This is a genomic window from Methanoculleus sp. UBA208, assembly GCF_002498065.1.
Lineage (GTDB): Archaea > Halobacteriota > Methanomicrobia > Methanomicrobiales > Methanoculleaceae > Methanoculleus.
In genome coordinates, this window is sequence record NZ_DAFZ01000088.1 from 3,950 (window position 1) to 19,971 (window position 16,022).

15 protein-coding genes are annotated in these 16,022 nt (G+C 65.0%); 4 read left to right on the top strand and 11 right to left on the bottom strand.

The genetic code is table 11. The features are described from left to right. Positions 1-38 precede the first annotated feature (38 nt). The 8 genes from BRA62_RS09150 to BRA62_RS09185 form a co-directional block, all read right to left on the bottom strand. Complete coding sequence (locus BRA62_RS09150) at positions 39-623, bottom strand: PH domain-containing protein (protein WP_292366262.1); 585 nt, start codon at positions 621-623, stop codon at positions 39-41. Between the two features lie 15 nt (positions 624-638). After that, positions 639-1,118, bottom strand: a complete 480-nt coding sequence (locus tag BRA62_RS09155) for a GNAT family N-acetyltransferase (protein WP_292366263.1) — start codon at positions 1,116-1,118, stop codon at positions 639-641. An 82-nt stretch (positions 1,119-1,200) separates the two neighbouring features. After that, positions 1,201-1,410 (bottom strand): hypothetical protein, encoded by a 210-nt coding sequence (locus tag BRA62_RS09160; protein ID WP_292366264.1) that lies wholly within the window; start codon positions 1,408-1,410, stop codon positions 1,201-1,203. A gap of 93 nt (positions 1,411-1,503) precedes the next feature. After that, entirely contained in the window at positions 1,504-1,872 is a 369-nt protein-coding gene (locus tag BRA62_RS09165) for a tautomerase family protein (protein ID WP_292366265.1), read from the bottom strand. Between the two features lie 90 nt (positions 1,873-1,962). Then, positions 1,963-3,129, bottom strand: a complete 1,167-nt coding sequence (locus BRA62_RS09170) for a nitrogenase component 1 (protein WP_292366266.1) — start codon at positions 3,127-3,129, stop codon at positions 1,963-1,965. A 234-nt stretch (positions 3,130-3,363) separates the two neighbouring features. Continuing rightward, positions 3,364-4,485, bottom strand: coding sequence for an isocitrate/isopropylmalate dehydrogenase family protein (locus tag BRA62_RS09175; RefSeq protein WP_292366267.1), 1,122 nt, complete (start codon positions 4,483-4,485; stop codon positions 3,364-3,366). Beyond that, positions 4,470-4,961, bottom strand: coding sequence for a 3-isopropylmalate dehydratase small subunit (locus BRA62_RS09180; protein ID WP_292366268.1), 492 nt, complete (start codon positions 4,959-4,961; stop codon positions 4,470-4,472). The genes BRA62_RS09175 and BRA62_RS09180 overlap by 16 nt, the downstream gene beginning before the upstream one ends. Positions 4,962-4,964: 3 nt before the next feature. Beyond that, entirely contained in the window at positions 4,965-6,218 is a 1,254-nt protein-coding gene (locus tag BRA62_RS09185) for a 3-isopropylmalate dehydratase large subunit (RefSeq protein WP_292366269.1), read from the bottom strand. A 146-nt stretch (positions 6,219-6,364) separates the two neighbouring features. On the opposite strand from BRA62_RS09185, the gene mutS reads away from it, so the two are divergent. From mutS to BRA62_RS09200, 3 genes are all read left to right on the top strand, one after another. Beyond that, positions 6,365-8,983 (top strand): DNA mismatch repair protein MutS, encoded by a 2,619-nt coding sequence (gene mutS / locus BRA62_RS09190; protein WP_292366270.1) that lies wholly within the window; start codon positions 6,365-6,367, stop codon positions 8,981-8,983. Beyond that, positions 8,980-10,734, top strand: coding sequence for a DNA mismatch repair endonuclease MutL (gene mutL, locus BRA62_RS09195; protein ID WP_292366271.1), 1,755 nt, complete (start codon positions 8,980-8,982; stop codon positions 10,732-10,734). The genes mutS and mutL overlap by 4 nt, the downstream gene beginning before the upstream one ends. Before the next feature lie 155 nt (positions 10,735-10,889). Then, on the top strand, positions 10,890-11,078 hold the full coding sequence (locus tag BRA62_RS09200; RefSeq protein ID WP_292366272.1) for a hypothetical protein: 189 nt from the start codon (positions 10,890-10,892) through the stop codon (positions 11,076-11,078). A gap of 156 nt (positions 11,079-11,234) precedes the next feature. On the opposite strand, the gene BRA62_RS09205 is transcribed toward BRA62_RS09200, so the two are convergent. The 3 genes from BRA62_RS09205 to BRA62_RS09215 form a co-directional block, all read right to left on the bottom strand. Then, positions 11,235-11,831, bottom strand: a complete 597-nt coding sequence (locus tag BRA62_RS09205) for a PsbP-related protein (RefSeq protein WP_292366273.1) — start codon at positions 11,829-11,831, stop codon at positions 11,235-11,237. Between the two features lie 133 nt (positions 11,832-11,964). Continuing rightward, positions 11,965-12,831, bottom strand: coding sequence for a S16 family serine protease (locus BRA62_RS09210; RefSeq protein ID WP_292366274.1), 867 nt, complete (start codon positions 12,829-12,831; stop codon positions 11,965-11,967). Between the two features lie 170 nt (positions 12,832-13,001). Further along, entirely contained in the window at positions 13,002-13,871 is an 870-nt protein-coding gene (locus tag BRA62_RS09215) for a methyltransferase domain-containing protein (protein ID WP_292366275.1), read from the bottom strand. Between the two features lie 198 nt (positions 13,872-14,069). On the opposite strand from BRA62_RS09215, the gene BRA62_RS09220 reads away from it, so the two are divergent. Beyond that, positions 14,070-15,887: a hypothetical protein gene (locus tag BRA62_RS09220; protein WP_292366276.1), complete on the top strand. Its 1,818-nt coding sequence runs from the start codon at positions 14,070-14,072 to the stop codon at positions 15,885-15,887. The last annotated feature ends 135 nt before the right edge of the window (positions 15,888-16,022 follow it).

Sequence of the window (16,022 nt, forward strand, 5' to 3'; positions counted from 1 at the left end):
CTCCTGCCGTTCCGGCAGTCGCGCACAAGAAAAGTATTTTATTTCTCCTGCCGGCTCTCCAGCAGCCGCCGGATCGCCCGCAGTTCTTCCACCACCGCATCGGCGGCCGGCAGCTGCTCCGGCTCGCCTTCGGTCGCGACCGGACCGGTCCTCCGCACAAAGTTCATGATCTTCTCCTGGAGGTCTTTCGGATCGGCTATCCCGTTGAGGACGATCTCCGCCCGGGCCTGCGTCGAGAATCCGGCGGTCTGCACCCGGACCGCCGAGAAAGAGAAGAACCGCATCAGGGGCCCCTGGATGATATCGACGTTCGTGATCCGGTTGTAGGGGACGATCCCCGTCTGCCGGAACCAGACCCCCCGCTGCCAGGTGACCTCGGTGACGGTGAGCCGGTAGGTGATGCTCTCGCAGTAGAGCGGTATCCAGTAGACGACGAAGATGATGGCGGCGAGCACAGGTATGGCGATGCCTGCAGCAACGGGCAGCGGGCTGAAGACGACGACGGGGACCAGCCAGGGCAGGATGAAGACGACGACGGCCAGGACCAGGGACGCGTAGAGGTATGACCGGAATCGCGGCACCGGTCCGAACGCCTCGCCGATATGGAGCGGGGTGAGAGACATGCTATCACACTGATCTCAATCCCGATAGATTAAGTCTTCCCGGCCGGCGAAGTCCCTACGGAGGATGCGGCGATCGCCCCCTTCGCCGAAGTAGCCAGGGCAGAAATCCGTATCCCTAAACCCGTGCCTCTCGTAGAGCGCCCGGGCGACGTGGTTTCCCGGCGCGACAGAGAGATAGACCTCCACCGCCCCACGCTCACGGAGGGTGTCGATGACGGCGGCAACGAGGCTTTCCCCGAACCCCCGGCGCCGGTATCGCTCCGCCACCACCAGCCGGACAATCCATCCCGTGGCCGGCTGGTGCTGCACGAGAGCCCCGATGGTATAGCCGACGACCCGTCCGTCACATTCCGCGACGAGGAAGGTATCGGCGAAGAGGACGCCGGCCTGCCGGATGAAAACCTCGGGCTTGCAATCTCCCGCGCTGTTCTCCCGCTCGAGGGCAGCGACAGAACGGAAATCATCTTCCCGGTATCCCCTGATCATCGGGTCCATGCCGGTGTATTCGTCGTGAAGAGTAAAAAAGAGGCCACAGCCCCGGGCCGCCCGGACACCGGAGCGCCTCTGAGCCACAGGCTCACTTCTGCTTCATGCCCGCCCTGAGCATGTCGCGTGCCATCTTGTAGGTCTCGATCTTGTACTGCATCGCCTCGATATGCTGTTCTTTCATCCTTATGCGGGACTCGATCATCCGTACCATCAGCTGCCGCATCTGGTCCTCGTCGAGGAGATCGTACATTCTCGCGAGAAGCATATCGTGGGCGCCGTATCCGCCGTGGTGTGTCATACCATAACCCCCCTTTGCCGGCCGATCCCTCCCGGACAGGCCGGCACCCCGGTGCCCGCCGGGCCATAAAAACCTTATGGCGTACGCGGCTGCTTACCGGGAGGGTGCAAACATCTCGCCGTGTTCGGCCCAGTTCTCGACGGGAGGTTCATAGAGGACGACACATACGTCTTCAGGACGAATTCCGGCATTTTGGGCGAGGCGAGCCACGATCGTCCTGTAGAGCGCCTCCTTCTTCTCGGGCCCGCGCCCCGGCATGAGGGATACCTCGATCAGGACCGCGTCATCGGATCGGCCGGGAGGCATCGGGAAGTTCTCCTCCTTTCGTTCGCACAGCCGGATCCAGAGGGCGGCCTCCGGCGTCTGAAGTGCGTCCAAAAAAGCCTCACGGAGGCTGTCGATAAGTGATTGCCGGTACTCGACGGGCTTTCCCATACGGATCTCGATCTTTACAAGCGGCATGCGGACCTTTCTCCAGCGACAGCAGGGGATCCGGGGGAATCCCCGTTCTCCTGCATGAGTGTTCCGGCACCGGGAGTAATAACGCTTTGCTCAGGAGAGGTCCATCTGCTCGCTCCCCGGGCGCCGGTTCCGGTTGCTGCAGGCGTTGAGCACCTCGTCCATCAGCCGGAGCGCCCCTTCGATCCCGATCAGCGCCCGGGAGGAGAGAGCGACCCTGTCCCGGAGCGGCGGCGTCAGCCCGACGAACGCGGCGCCGGAGGAGATTGTCGCCTCGTAGGAGGAGCCGAGGATCAGGTCCGGTTCGGCGTCCCGGATCATTCCGCGGATGACCGAGAAGTCGGTCGTGTAGGTGACGGCATCGTTCCCCGTACCGGGGTCGTTGCGCGCCGGTATGCAGGCGATATCGGCACCGAGATACCGGTCGAGGAGGTCGGCGGCAAACGCGGTGTAGGCGTGCCCGGCAGAGATCGCCACCCGGGGAGGATCGAACCTCCTGAGGTACTTCTCGCAGGCCTTCCGGATCCGGGCATCGGCCCATGCGATCTCGTCTGTGACCGGGCGGGTATCCACGCCGTCGACCGAGGCGCCAAGTCGCTCGAAGGTCTCGCCGACGGCATCGAGGCCGAGGAGCGAGCCGCAAGCGGTCCCGACGCCGCTCGCGAGATCCGGGTTCGTGCTGACGGTGAACGGCGCCGCCCGGCGGGTCGCGGCGTAACGGTCCAGGCAGAAGGTGGCGGCGACAGGGACGCCTGCGAGGTTGAGCAGGCGCCGCGCCTCGATGGCGTTTCCCCGGCAGAAGGGGTCGGCGCGGCAGATACCGTCGATGTTGACGCCGGGGGTGTCGGGATCCACCTCCGGCGCGATCGTATCGAGCGCCCGGCGGTAGCCGGCCTCGAGGTCTCCGAGGAACCCGGGACTGTCGACGACGAGGATCTGGCCGTCACGGGCAACATCCCCGATATCCTCGCCCATGATGGCGGGCACGCAGGTGTTGACCACGGCTATCCGGGTGTACTGCCCCTCGAGCTCCCCGACCACCTCCGCGAGACGGGACTCCGTGCCGAAGATCACCTCGTTCTCGACGAGAAACGTCCCGTGGATGGGAACCCCGACGAGCGATGCGGGGTAGAAGTAGCACCCGCTCGAGCCGTGGACGATGACGGCGACGTCCTCGAACCCTGCGAGGCATGCGACCGCCCCGGTCATCGCGCAGGGCCAGAGCGGGTTCTCGCACGGTGTATGCTGGTCGTTTTGCATCGGTCTACAAGATCATGGCGGTACGGGGATATAAAAGACGGGATCTGCGGGGACGCCCTGGAACCCCCGCGGCACCCGGTTGCCGGCGGGGACCGGCGATACGACCCCAGAGGAGAGATTTTTACCGAGTATAGCGATAGAGCCGCACGCGAAGGCGCGAAGTCCGGGCGTTGTTGCTTCCCTTCGCGTGAGACTAAATTAGAGGAGGAAGAGCAGGGAGAAGGGCCAGTAGCCCTACACCGTCTTCACAAGCGCCGCGAGGTACTGCCCGACCTCGCTCGTCTTCTTTGCGCCGCCCATATCCCGGGTGACGAACCCGTCGAGGATGCTCCTCTCGACGGCCCGGAGAACGGCCGCCGCCGCCTCATGCTCACCGATATGGTCGAGGAGCATCGAGCCCGCCCAGACGGTGGCGAGCGGGTTCGCGACGTCCTGGCCGCGGTACTTCGGCGCGGAGCCGTGGATCGGCTCGAACATCGAGGTCCCGCGGGGGTTGATGTTCCCGCCGGGGGCGAGGCCAAGCCCGCCCTGGATCATGGCGCCGAGGTCGGTGATGATGTCCCCGAACATGTTCGGGGTGACGACGACGTCGAACCACTCGGGGTTCTTGACGAACCACATCGTGACGGCGTCGACGAAGTTGAACTCCGTCTTAACGTCAGGGTAACCGGCGGCGACTTCGGTGAAGACGTCGCGCCAGAGGCCGTAGATGTCGGAGAGGACGTTTGCCTTGTCGACCGAGGTGACCTTCTTCTCCCTCGCTGCGGCAAGGTCGAAGGCGTAGCGGATCGCCCGCTCTGCACCCTGCCGGGTAACGACGCCGATCTGGTAGGCGATCTCGTCGGCGTCGGTCTCGACGTCGAGGCCGAATCTGACGCTGTAGAGGTTGCGCACGACCTCGAGGGTCTTTTGCTCGCGCTTCCCCGCGAACCGCGAGCCGATCCCGACGTAGAAGTCCTCGGTGTTCTCCCGGACGACCACGAAGTCGATGTCCTCCGGTCCCTTGTTCGCGAGCGGCGTCGTGACGCCGTCGAGGAGTTTGATCGGCCGGAGGTTGACGAACTGGTCGAAGTGGAACCGGATCGCGAGCAGGATGCCCTTCTCGAGGATCCCCGGCTTCACCCGGTCGTCGCCGATTGCCCCGAAGTAGATCGCGGAAAACTTCGAGAGTTCCCGGATATCCTCTTCAGTCAGGAGTTCGCCGGTCGCGAGGTAGCGGTCGGCCCCGATATCGAAGTCCGTCCACGCGATGTCGAACCCGTAGCGCTCTCCTGCGGCATCGAGGACATCCTTTCCCGCCGCGACGATCTCGGGGCCGATACCGTCCCCGCCGATTGCCGCTACTCGGTGCTGCATGTCTTCACCTCATCAAGGTTCTTCGCATAGGCAACGAGACCGCCGGCATCGACGATCTCCTTCATGAACCAGGGCACCGGCTCGACGGCGAGCCGTCTCCCGTCCACTTCGATGTAGCCGGCGGCGATATCCACCGAGACGGTGTCGCCGTCCCGGATAGCATCCGCCTCCGGGCAGACCAGGGGGAGGAGCCCGGTGTTGACCGCGTTGCGGTAGAAGATCCGGGCAAAGGACTTCGCGACCACGGCCTTCACCCCGGCGCCGAGGAGTGCAAGCGGCGCGTGCTCGCGGGAGGAGCCGCACCCGAAGTTGGTGCCGGCGGCGACGACGTCGCCCTCCCGCGCCTCCCTCGCGAACTCATCTCTCGTCCCCTCGAACGCGTGCTTCGCGAGTTCCGCCGGGTCATAGATGGTGAGGAACCGCCCGGGGATGATCGCGTCCGTATCGATGTCGTCGCCGAACTTCCAGACTCGCATGATTCACACCTCCCTCGGGTCGGTGATCTCGCCGTAGAGGGCGCTCGCCGCCGCCGTCGCCGGCGAGGAGAGGTAGACCGACGCCTGCGCACTCCCCTGCCTGCCCCGGAAGTTCCGGTTCGACGTCGAGAGCGAGACCTCCCCGGGGGCAAGCAGCCCGAACGCCCCGCCCATGCAGGGGCCGCAGCAGGGTGCCTCGACGAGCGCGCCCGCCTCGACGAACCGCTCGATGAGCCCGCCACGGAGGGCCTTGAGGTACTCCGTCCGCGAGGCCGGGATGACGATCACCCGGACGCCGTCGGCGAAGCGATCGGCGTTCCCGAGCACCTCCGCCGCTTCGACGAGGTCCTCGTAGCGGCCGTTCGTGCAGGAGCCGATGAAGACCTGGTCGACCTTCGTCCCCGCGACGTCTCCGACATCCACGACGTTGTCGACGTTGTGCGGGACGGCGACCTGCGGGGCGAGGCCGGTGACGTCGTAGCGGCGGCGCTCCGCGTATGCTGCATCCTCGTCGCCCGCGAGGTCGAACGGCTCGATATCGCGCCGGGCGGTCACGTAGTCCCAGGTGGCCGCATCGGGCCGGACGATTCCCGCCTTCGCCCCCATCTCGATTGCCATGTTCGCGCAGGTCATCCGGCCCGCCATGCTCATCTCGCGCATCGCCCGGCCGGTGAACTCGAGCGCCATGTAGGTCGCGCCGTCCGCGCCGATATCGCCGGCGAGGGAGAGGATGAGGTCTTTTGCCCCGACTCTTTTGCCGAACTCGCCCTCGACCTCGACCAGAATGCTCTCGGGCACCCGGAAGTAGAGCGCCCCGAACTTCAGGACGAACCCCATATCGGTCGAACCGATCCCGGTCGCGAACGCGCCCGCGGCGCCGTAGGTGCAGGTGTGGGAGTCGGTGCCGACGATGATCTCGCCGGGAGCCGCCCGCCCCTTCTCCATCACGACCTGGTGGCAGACGCCCTCGAGGAGGTCGTAGTTGTGGATCCCCTGCTCTTCAGCAAACTGCCGCATGAAGACGTGGTTCTCGGCGGCGGGTATCGAGTCGGCGGGTACCTGGTGGTCGAAGAGCATAATGATCCGCCCGGGATCGAATACGCGCTCTCCACCCATCTCGCGAAAGACCCTGACCGCAAGCGGGCCGGTGATATCGTGGATCATTGCCGCATCCACGGGCGCCATCACCACCTCTCCCGCGCGGACGGATCTCCCGCACCGTTGCGAAAATATCTTTTCTGCGATAGTCGCCGACATACAGTATCGTGTTCCTGGTACGCGTTCAGGACGTATTTAGTTTGCCGGGGGCCGCCGGAGTGGTGCGGTGGATCGGAGCCCTTTTTGGCCGTTTTCCCGGGACAGTACCCTTATGTGGCCCCGTGCGGATTCTATAAGGAGAAGCGATGACCGACGGACCGACCCCGGCAATGCGGCAGTACTATTCAGCGAAAGCCCGGTACCCCGACGCCGTCCTCTTCTTCAGGATGGGGGACTTCTACGAGACCTTCGGCGAGGACGCCGGCGTGGTGGCCCGGGAACTCGACATCACCCTGACGGCCCGGGGCAGGGACAAGAACGGCGACCGGATGCCGCTTGCGGGCGTCCCCCACCACGCCGCCGACGGCTACATCGCCCGCCTGGTGAACAAGGGCTACAAGGTGGTGATCTGCGACCAGATTGAGGACCCCAAAACTGCCAAAGGCGTCGTGAAGCGGGATGTCACGAGGGTGATCACCCCGGGAACCCTGATCGACTCCTCGATGCTCGCCTCAGCCGGCGCCCACTACCTGATGGCGGTCGCCCCCGACCGGAAGGAGTCCTTCGGCCTCGCGTTCCTGGACGTCTCCACCGGCGAGTTTTTCGTATCCTCCGGTAGCGGGGAGCGGGACTACGCCGAGATCGTCTCGGAGGTCGTCAGGTACCGCCCGTCGGAGGCGATCGTCCCCGAAAGCCTCGCGGGCGCGCTCCCCGCCCGGCTCGAGGCGCTCGGGGTGACGGTGAGCCGCTACCGCGACGACGCCTTCGATCCCGACGCAGCGCACGAGCGTCTCTGCGGGCAGTTCGGGACGGCGACGCTCGACGGCTACGGGTGCGCCGGGATGGCGGGGGCAGTCGCCGCCGCCGGGGCCGCGCTTTGCTACGCCCAGGAGACGCAGCAGTCGCCCCTTTCCCACATCTCGGGGCTCGCGACGAAGGTTCCGACAGGGAACATGGTGCTCGATGCGATCACCCTTCGGAATCTCGAGATCACGACGGGCATCCGGGGCGAGGGGGACGGAAACACCCTTCTCTCCGCGCTCGACGTCACGGAGACGTCGATGGGGAGCCGGACGATGCGGTCGTTCCTGATCGGCCCCCTGCTCGGGAAGGAGGCGATCGAGGCGAGGCTCGATGCGGTGGAGTGGTTCTTCGACCACGCGCTCGACCGACAGGAACTCCGCGTAGCGCTCAGCGACTTCGCCGACATCGAGCGGATAGCGGGAAGGATCGCCTACGGGAACGCAGGGCCCCGGGATCTCGCGACGCTCAGGGAGTCGCTCGAAGCGATCCCGGACGTAAAGGCGCTCTTCTCCGAAGACGCACCCGTGCGGGTCCGCGAGGCCCTCGACGCGATGAGCGACCATGCCCGGGTCACGGACCTCATCGGCCGGGCGATCGTCGACGACCCTCCGGCGCTCGCAAAGTCCGGCGGGATGATCCGCGAGGGGTTCAACGCCAAACTCGACGAACTCCGGCACCTTGCGACGTCCGGGAAGGACTGGATCGCGGAGTTCCAGCAGCAGGAGCGGGAGAGGACCGGGATCAAGTCGCTCAAGATCGGCTACAACCGGGTCTTCGGCTACTACATCGAGGTGACGAAACCGAACCTGCACCTGGTGCCGCCGGAGTACGAGCGGCGGCAGACGACCGCAAACGGCGAGCGCTACACGATCCCCGACCTCCGGGAGAAGGAGGCGATGATCGCAACCGCGGAGGAACGCCTTACCGCCCTCGAGGCGGAGATCTACGCTGAACTCGTCCGGACGCTCGCGACGGAAGTCCCCGATCTCCAGACGACCGCCCGGGCGGTGGGGCTCCTCGACGTGTATTCGGCGCTCGCCGAGGTCGCCGCCCGTTACGGCTACACCCGCCCGGTGATCGAGGAGAGCGGCCGGATCGTCATCCGCGACGGCCGCCACCCCGTAGTGGAGCGGCACCTCCCGGTCCCGTTCGTCCCGAACGACACGGAACTCGATTCCGCCGGCGACCAGATCATGATCGTCACCGGGGCGAACATGGCGGGCAAGTCCACCTACATGCGGGCGGTGGCGCTCTGCTGCATCATGGCCCAGATGGGGAGTTTCGTCCCGGCCCGGCACGCGACGATCGGGATAGTCGACCGCGTCTTCACCCGGGTGGGGGCGTTTGACGACCTTGCCTCCGGGCAGTCCACATTCATGGTCGAGATGCTGGAACTCGCAAACATCTTGAACAACATGACTCCAAAAAGCCTCGTCATCCTCGACGAGATCGGGCGGGGGACGAGCACGCTGGATGGGTGCTCGATTGCCCGGGCGGTGGTGGAGTTCCTGCACGGGAAGGCGGTCGCGGGGCCGAGGACGCTCTTTGCAACCCACTTCCACGACCTGATCGACCTCGAAGGCTCGCTCAAGCGGGTGAAGAACTTCCACTTCGCGGTGAAGGATACCGGGACCGACGTCGTCTTCCTCAGAAAGATCATCCCCGGCGCGACCGACCGGAGCTACGGCGTCCACGTCGCCCACCTTGCCGGGATCCCGAAGAAGGTGACCGACAGGGCAATGGAGATCCTGAAGGAGGCGTCGACGCGGGAGTTCTCAGCCGGGGTGCGGGCTCCCCGCTACACCCAGATGCTCCTCGTCGACCCCGGTGAGGGGGTCGTGGAAGAGAACCCGGCGGTAAGGGAACTTAAAAGTTTGAATCCCGACGAGATGACGCCGATCGATGCTCTGAACGCCCTCTGCCGGCTCCAGAAGATGGCGAACGAGGAGAGGGAGCGATGACGAAGATCCGCGTCCTCGATCCCGACACGGTGAACCAGATTGCCGCCGGCGAGGTCGTGGAGCGCCCCGCGTCGGTGGTAAAAGAACTCCTCGAGAACGCGATCGACGCGGGTGCGACGAGCATCCTCCTCGACGTCTCCTCGGACATGGCCGCCATCACGAAGATCCGGGTGACCGACAACGGCGAGGGTATGACCGGGGAGGAGGCGGTCCTCGCGTTCCACCCCCATGCGACGAGCAAGATCCGGGACATCGCCGACCTCTCTGCCGTCCGCACCCTCGGGTTCCGGGGGGAGGCGCTCGCGAGCATCGCCGCCGTCGCAGAGGTAACATTGGTCACCCGCCCGCGGGGAGGGGGAGCGCTCGCCGGGACGCGGCTGGTGGTCAGGGGCGGCGAGATCGTGGAGAAGAACGAGGTCGGAGCCCCGGAGGGGGCGACGATCGCGGTGGAACGCCTCTTCTACAACACCCCCGCCCGCCGGAAGTTCCTCAAAAGCAGGAACACCGAACTCGCCCACGTCTACGCGGTCGTGGAAAATCTGGCCCTCGCCCACGGCGAGGTCGCCTTCCGGGTGGTGCACAATGGAAAAGAGCGGATGGCGACCCAGCGATCGGGAGGGACCTTAAACACCATCGCGGGGCTCTACGGCGCGGACCTTGCACGCTCGCTCGTCCCGGTCGAGGGAAGGCTCTCGTTCCTCCGTATCGGCGGCTACATCTCCCGGCCGTCGGAGAGCCGGGGAAGCCCATCGCAGATCTCCGTCAGCATCAACGGCAGAAGCATCTCCTCCCGCCGGATCGCCGCCGCCGTCCGGGAGGGCTACGGCACCCTCCTCCCGAAGGACCGCTACCCGGTGGCGTTCCTCGATCTTGCGATCGACACCGACCTCGTGGACGTTAACGTCCACCCGACGAAAAGGGAGGTTCGCCTCTCCCGGAAGCAGGAGATCCTCCCGGCGATTGCGGCCGCCGTCGAGGAGGCGCTCGCCGGTCACGACCTCGCGCGCGAGACCCCGGCCGAACCGGCGCAACAGCAGATCGCTTCGACAGAGCCCGGAACTGCGCCGGCCCGGCCGGTCGGCGAGCCCGGGGCGTCCTACACGGCAGGGCACCGGGAACTCACCCTCTCCGACAAGCAGCTCCGCCGGACGGAGACGGAAGGGGGAGAAAACCTCCTCCCGGCGATGGAGCCGATCGGACAGGTGGCGGCGACCTACATCGTGGCGGAGGGGACCGACGGCACCCTCTACCTCGTCGACCAGCACGCGGCCCACGAGCGCGTCCTCTACGACCAGGTCACCGAGCAGTGCGATAGGGCGGCCGGGTCGCAGGAACTGATCGCGCCCGTCATCCTCTCGCTCCCCCCGAAGGAGTCCGCCGCGCTCCGGGATGCGATCCCTCTCCTCGCGGACGGCGGGTTCGTGGTGGACGAGTTCGGTCGGGATACCTTCGCCGTCCGGGCGGTGCCCGCCGCCCTCGGCGCGGTCGAGGACCCCGGGACGGTCCGGGAGACGATCGCCGACCTCCTCGCCGACGAGTCCCGCACCGTCCCCGACCGGCGCCAGGCGGTCACCTGCATCGTCGCCTGCAGGGGCGCGGTGAAGGCCGGCGCCGTTCTCACGCACGACCAGCAGAAGCGCCTCCTCGCGCAACTCGCCCGGACGAAGACCCCCTGGACGTGCCCCCACGGGAGGCCTACGGTGGTGGCGTTTGATAAGAGGAAGATCGACGGGATGTTCCGCTGGGGGTGACGGGACCCGGCAGATCATGCGGAATATACGGCCAATAAGAAGGCATTTTTTGAATTCGGCATAATTTATTGACAATAAGGGCAAAATCCCGTATCATAATGGATTTATGCTCGGGAGATCAGAACGCCTATAGATGTCACAGCGGGACTCACCCGTTGCAGACGAAAGGATTGAACACGTTGACACTACTCCAGCAAATCCGCCTCTGGATAAAGGCCCGAAGCGGAGGGAAGCAGTATCACGATTGTGAAAACGACCTGATAATCGAACCTTACTTCGATATCTCCCCCGAAGCGACCCTCCCTGCGGATATCCCCGATATCCTGCTGGAAGAGATCAGGTGACGGGGAACCTCCCCAAACGTCCTGCCGAACGAATCACCTCTAACTCCGAATCTCTTACTACCCGCCCCTTTTTTGAGAGCCCATTTGGGAACGCTATCTCCACAACGAAGCACTGCAGGGCAGGGACACGGCTTCCTGGGCGGTCGAAAAAAGGGGTCAGAGAAACCGGAACGACTCCGCCACCGGAGCCGCGTCGGCGTTATAGACATCGTACCCGGGGGGGAAGACCGTGTGCATCACCGAGTAGGCGACGTTGTCCCTGACGGCGTAACGGATGACGAAGGTATAGCGGTCCTCATCGACGATGGGGACGGAGAAGACCGACTCGTACGCCGGGGTCCCGTCGAGGGAGGTGTTCGTCGTGGACACCCATTCGGCATCGATCCCTGCGCGGAGATCCTCTACGTAGGTCGCGTTCAGGGCTTCAAGAACCTCTTCATCGGTGGCGTTCTCGTTTGCGATCGGGTTCGTGTTCACGCGGACCTCCTCGTGCTTATCCGGCGAGGAGAACCATACGCTCTCGCCGGACTCGGTGTAGAACCATCCCTCCGGACAGGTGACGGCATAGCCGTAGGTGGTGTTGATGTAGGTGCCGTTCCCGGAGACAGGCACCGGGGTCGGGGTCGAGGTTGGAGTGGGAGTAAGGCCGGGATCGGGCGGCTGCGGGGAGATGATTCCCGGCAGCAGAACCGCCAGGACAACGGCCAGAGCAACCACGAGAACCCCGGCGATCAGCAGTTTCTGTGATCTCATGCTATTCGGATACGTGGCCCGGGGGAGGATAAATACCTTCAGTCGGATCCTGCCGACGGCCGGGATCGGCTCCCCGATCGTGGTTCTGGAGCGTTGTTTCGGCAGGCGCCTCCACCATGGCAGTCGTCCGCCGTCAGGAAGCCCCGGCGGCCTCGGATACGGGAGCACGAAGATCGGCAAGCAGATCGTCGATGGTATCCACGTACTTCACCCGGATGCCGAGGTTCTCCTCGATGTAATCTTTAGCATTCACGACGACCGGTCGTTGCCGCGCTATTCTCAGTCCACCGAACGATCGGACTTCCTCCCGGTAATCAAACACCTGGTTGTTCTCGTCCGAGAGTATCAGGAGCGTTTTGCCGCTCGCTGCGGCAGCCTCGGCCTTTTCGAGGATTCCACCGACCGGGCCGATGCTCCCGTTCTCATCGATGGTTCCCGTCACGGTCACGCTCTCGTTGAGCGGGAAGTCCTCCAGCACCGAGAGGAGCAGCGCGGCCATCAGCGCCCCCGCACTGGGGCCGTCGATCTCGGAGACCTCCTCGGGCCCCTGGATGCTGAAGATGATATCGCTCCCCGCAAGGTTCACACGGGAGTGGTTGGCGGCGGCAACGACCGCAAGGTTCGCAGCATCCTGAAAAGCTATCCCCATCAGGGGCGTCGTCTGGACAAGCACCCTTCCTTTCCCGGGCACGACCTCGACCGAGACGTTCACCATCGCCCCCTCTTCGGTCACCTCCTCGTAGAGAAGCGGGCCGCCCCGCTCGACCTCGACCGTCTGGATGATGACCGGCACCTGCATCGAGGCCGCACTCTCGTTCCCCGTCCCCCTCACCGGAGATAGAGGGGGCGTGGTCGCGGTCGGGAGGAGATCGGCCTCTTCCGGTTTGGAGAGGGCCGGGGAGGGGTCGTCCGCCGGCACGAGGGCGACAGCCAGGAGAGAGACATTCGCAACAAGCGATAGAACGAGCAGGATCGTCAGGGTCTTCTCCCGTATGCGCATATGCTGCCCGAATACCATGCAGCCGGATATATATTTTTGCTTAAAGCGACGGGCGCGAGCATCGCGAGCGGCCGGAGCTCGAGAAGACCGAAGGTCTTCGAGTCGCGACGCGTGCCCCGCAAGGGGCAGGCGGAGCCATCAGAATATCGTCCCTCACCCCCTAATCCGGGTCAGGGCTCCGGCTCTTTGACCGCCTCCACCTCAAGGCGCACCATGGGGACATGGATGCGGCCGTCGGCCGAGGGGAACCTCTCCACGTATCGGTTCGTCACTTCTTCGATGAACGCCGGCCGGGCCTCTTCGGGCAGCGGCTCCAGGTAAAGGTGCCAGGTGGTCCGGACCCACCCGGCAAGACCGTCAATCTGGTCGAATGCCATGTCTTTCCCGATCAACTCGACCCGCAGGGGCGTGAGCCCAGCCGCTTCCAGGAGTTCACGCTCCTCCTCAGGCCCGTAGAAGGCGTAACAGGGGGCCGGACCGCCGAAGAGCCTCGCCCACGGCTCTTCCGCCAGCAGTTCGTCCGCGAGCGCGAGGACCGGCGCGGCGTTGCCTCTCCCGCCCATCTGGAGGAGGACCCTCCCGCCCGGCCGGAGAGCGCGGGCGATACCCTGAAATACCCTGCCGTGGTCGGCGACCCAGTGCAGGGCGGCGTTCGAGAAGACGACGTCGAACTCCTCGTTAAACGGAAGGTCGAGCATGTCACCCTCAATGAGGCGGAGATTCGGATACTGCTCCGTTGGGAAGCGCTCCCGGGCGAAGGCGATCATGTCGCGGGAGAGATCGAGGCCGAGCGCCGAGCCGGAGGGGAGGCAGGCGGCAATCTCCGCAGTCACCTTCCCCTCGCCACATCCGAGGTCGAGCACCCGCTCGTCGCCGGCAAGCGCGAGCTTTGCTATCAGTTCATGCGCCCAGGCCTGCTGGGCGGCGGAGTGCCGCCCGTAGTCCTTTGGATCCCACGTGTGCGTGATGATACTCCCTCCATGCGAGTTCCCTGCCGGAGCAGCGGTCAGGTTCTCGCAGATGAGAGGTATCGCCTCCACCCGTCATCATAATACCTTCGGCAACGGGCCGTTCCGGCAGATCCTGCAGGCCATCACGCTCCGCCCCCTCACTCTTGAACCATCCTGGACCTAAAAACCGATAACCGGCAAAATTGACCAGGATTCTCGCGCTTCGGCACGTACCGTACACAGGAACGCTTCAATACGGTTTTATCCTCATCTGCCGGAAGAAAAGTAATGAACCAGGTACCAGAGCGCCTCCTCCGCGTTTGCCTGCCTGCGTGCATCCTCAGTGTCGCGATCCTCCTTATCGCCGCTGCGGGCTGCACGAACACCGCCTCGGCAGGTGGAGATTCCATCTCCGGGAGTGTGACAGGGGATTACGCGGGAGGAACGATCTACGTTGCGGCGATCGACGCCGCGGCGTATACGGCATCGGATATCAGGATCATGGAGACAGAGGGGCATCCCGAACGCTCGCAGTACGTCAGCGGCTTTGCCGCGCTCGATGCGCCGGGCGATTACGTCATCCCCGGACTTCCCCCCGGAAACTACACCGTCTACGCCTGGGCGGATACGGATGATGACGGCCGGATCGACCACCTCGACTACCGTGACCCGACCGGGTGGTACTGCACGGCGTCGCACCTCACCCCCGTCCACGTCGCCGTTACACCGGGGAACGCCACGACCGGGATTGATGTAGCCCTCGTCGCCCCGACACCCTACCCCGGCGATGATCGGGAGATCGCCGTCGGCAGCGGCGGCGGAAGGCTCACCATTATGAAAGGCTGCCGTGTCCTCCAGCTCCGGGGGACGCCGGAAGAGCGGGCGTACGCCTACGGCTACCTCTGTGCTCCGCAGATCCGCGACTGGATCGACTACGTCCTGGTAGAGTCGTTTATGCAGTCGCCCTCCGAGTACGAGGACCTCTTCGTCCCCTACATCAAGGAGCACATGGCGCCGGCAAACCCGGCATACATGGCCGAACTCGACGCCATGCTCTCCGGGATGGCCGCGAGCGGCACGGACCTGCACCTCTCGTCGGTCTCGCGGAACGTCACCCGCTACGACCTCCTCGCGGAGAACACCTACGACTTCATGCTCTACTACAAACTCTACGGCCTCATGATGGGCGACCTCGGCATAAACCGCACCACGACAGGCGATGCAGGCGTGTCGCCGCACCTCTGCACGAGCGCGATCGCCTGGGGCAACCTGACGGCAAATGAGGAGATCGCCGGCGGGGTGATCCACGGCAAGAATATGGACGGCGAGATCGACCTGCGGAAGGTCACGGTGAACAGCCTGCTCGTCATCGCGACCGAGCCGGGTTCCGGCGGGAAACGCACGGTCGGGATAGACTGGCCCGGGTTCATCGGGACGTTCAACGGCATGAACGAGGACGGCCTTGTGCTCGTGCCCCACTCGTCGCCGTCGATCCCTGACTGGAACGCGACCAACCTCACGCCCACCACCTTCCTCTACATGGATACGCTCAGGAGCGAGAGCGACGTCGCCGGGGCGTGGGCCTACTGGGAGAGCGCGAACGGGACCAGGACCGGCGGAAACAACGCGGGGGTCTCGGCCCCCTACGGGAACGGGACGGGAAGCGTCCCGGCGGCGTTCGAGACGGATTCCTACGGCGGCGCAGTGCGCGGGCCGGGCGTCGTCGAACCGGACGACTGCCTCCTCATCGCAAACAACTACTACCTCTACCGGGGCGCCTATCCACCCGCCGTCGAGCGGGTGGACGGCTACCATGCAACGGTCAGGCCCACTGACTACCGCTACCAGAACATGCTCGCCGTCCTCGACGGCTACCGGGAGGAGGGAAAGACCATCGGCACGCCCGAGATGATCGCGCTCATGCAGTCGGCGTCCGTCTCGGAGGAGTACCGTGGCACCACCGAGTACACCTTCATCGCGTACCCGGACGCGGGTGCGTTCGCCGTTGCAAAGGAGGATCTCGCGAAGGGGATTTTAGATGCACCGTTCGCGGAGTTCGCGCACTTTGAGTTTGAGGAGGTATTTGAGAGAGGGGCGGCGGCGTGAGGGAAGGGGTCGCTATTTTTCGCACGAAACGGTAGTCAAATCAGCAACGGAATTCTGCTCACTACCGTTCCCGGGCACGGCTTTCCAGTCGATATCGCCATACGGGGAGGGGCTGACGGGAAGGGGCTGACGGGG

What these genes read in the sequence shown, in the direction of transcription:
- BRA62_RS09150 (WP_292366262.1), bottom strand. Translation starts at nt 623, where the DNA reads ATGTCTCTCACCCCGCTCCATATCGGCGAGGCGTTCGGACCGGTGCCG.
- BRA62_RS09155 (WP_292366263.1), bottom strand. Translation starts at nt 1,118, where the DNA reads ATGGACCCGATGATCAGGGGATACCGGGAAGATGATTTCCGTTCTGTC.
- BRA62_RS09160 (WP_292366264.1), bottom strand. Translation starts at nt 1,410, where the DNA reads ATGACACACCACGGCGGATACGGCGCCCACGATATGCTTCTCGCGAGA.
- BRA62_RS09165 (WP_292366265.1), bottom strand. Translation starts at nt 1,872, where the DNA reads ATGCCGCTTGTAAAGATCGAGATCCGTATGGGAAAGCCCGTCGAGTAC.
- BRA62_RS09170 (WP_292366266.1), bottom strand. Translation starts at nt 3,129, where the DNA reads ATGCAAAACGACCAGCATACACCGTGCGAGAACCCGCTCTGGCCCTGC.
- BRA62_RS09175 (WP_292366267.1), bottom strand. Translation starts at nt 4,485, where the DNA reads ATGCAGCACCGAGTAGCGGCAATCGGCGGGGACGGTATCGGCCCCGAG.
- BRA62_RS09180 (WP_292366268.1), bottom strand. Translation starts at nt 4,961, where the DNA reads ATGCGAGTCTGGAAGTTCGGCGACGACATCGATACGGACGCGATCATC.
- BRA62_RS09185 (WP_292366269.1), bottom strand. Translation starts at nt 6,218, where the DNA reads ATGTCGGCGACTATCGCAGAAAAGATATTTTCGCAACGGTGCGGGAGA.
- mutS (WP_292366270.1), top strand. Translation starts at nt 6,365, where the DNA reads ATGACCGACGGACCGACCCCGGCAATGCGGCAGTACTATTCAGCGAAA.
- mutL (WP_292366271.1), top strand. Translation starts at nt 8,980, where the DNA reads ATGACGAAGATCCGCGTCCTCGATCCCGACACGGTGAACCAGATTGCC.
- BRA62_RS09205 (WP_292366273.1), bottom strand. Translation starts at nt 11,831, where the DNA reads ATGAGATCACAGAAACTGCTGATCGCCGGGGTTCTCGTGGTTGCTCTG.
- BRA62_RS09210 (WP_292366274.1), bottom strand. Translation starts at nt 12,831, where the DNA reads ATGCGCATACGGGAGAAGACCCTGACGATCCTGCTCGTTCTATCGCTT.
- BRA62_RS09220 (WP_292366276.1), top strand. Translation starts at nt 14,070, where the DNA reads ATGAACCAGGTACCAGAGCGCCTCCTCCGCGTTTGCCTGCCTGCGTGC.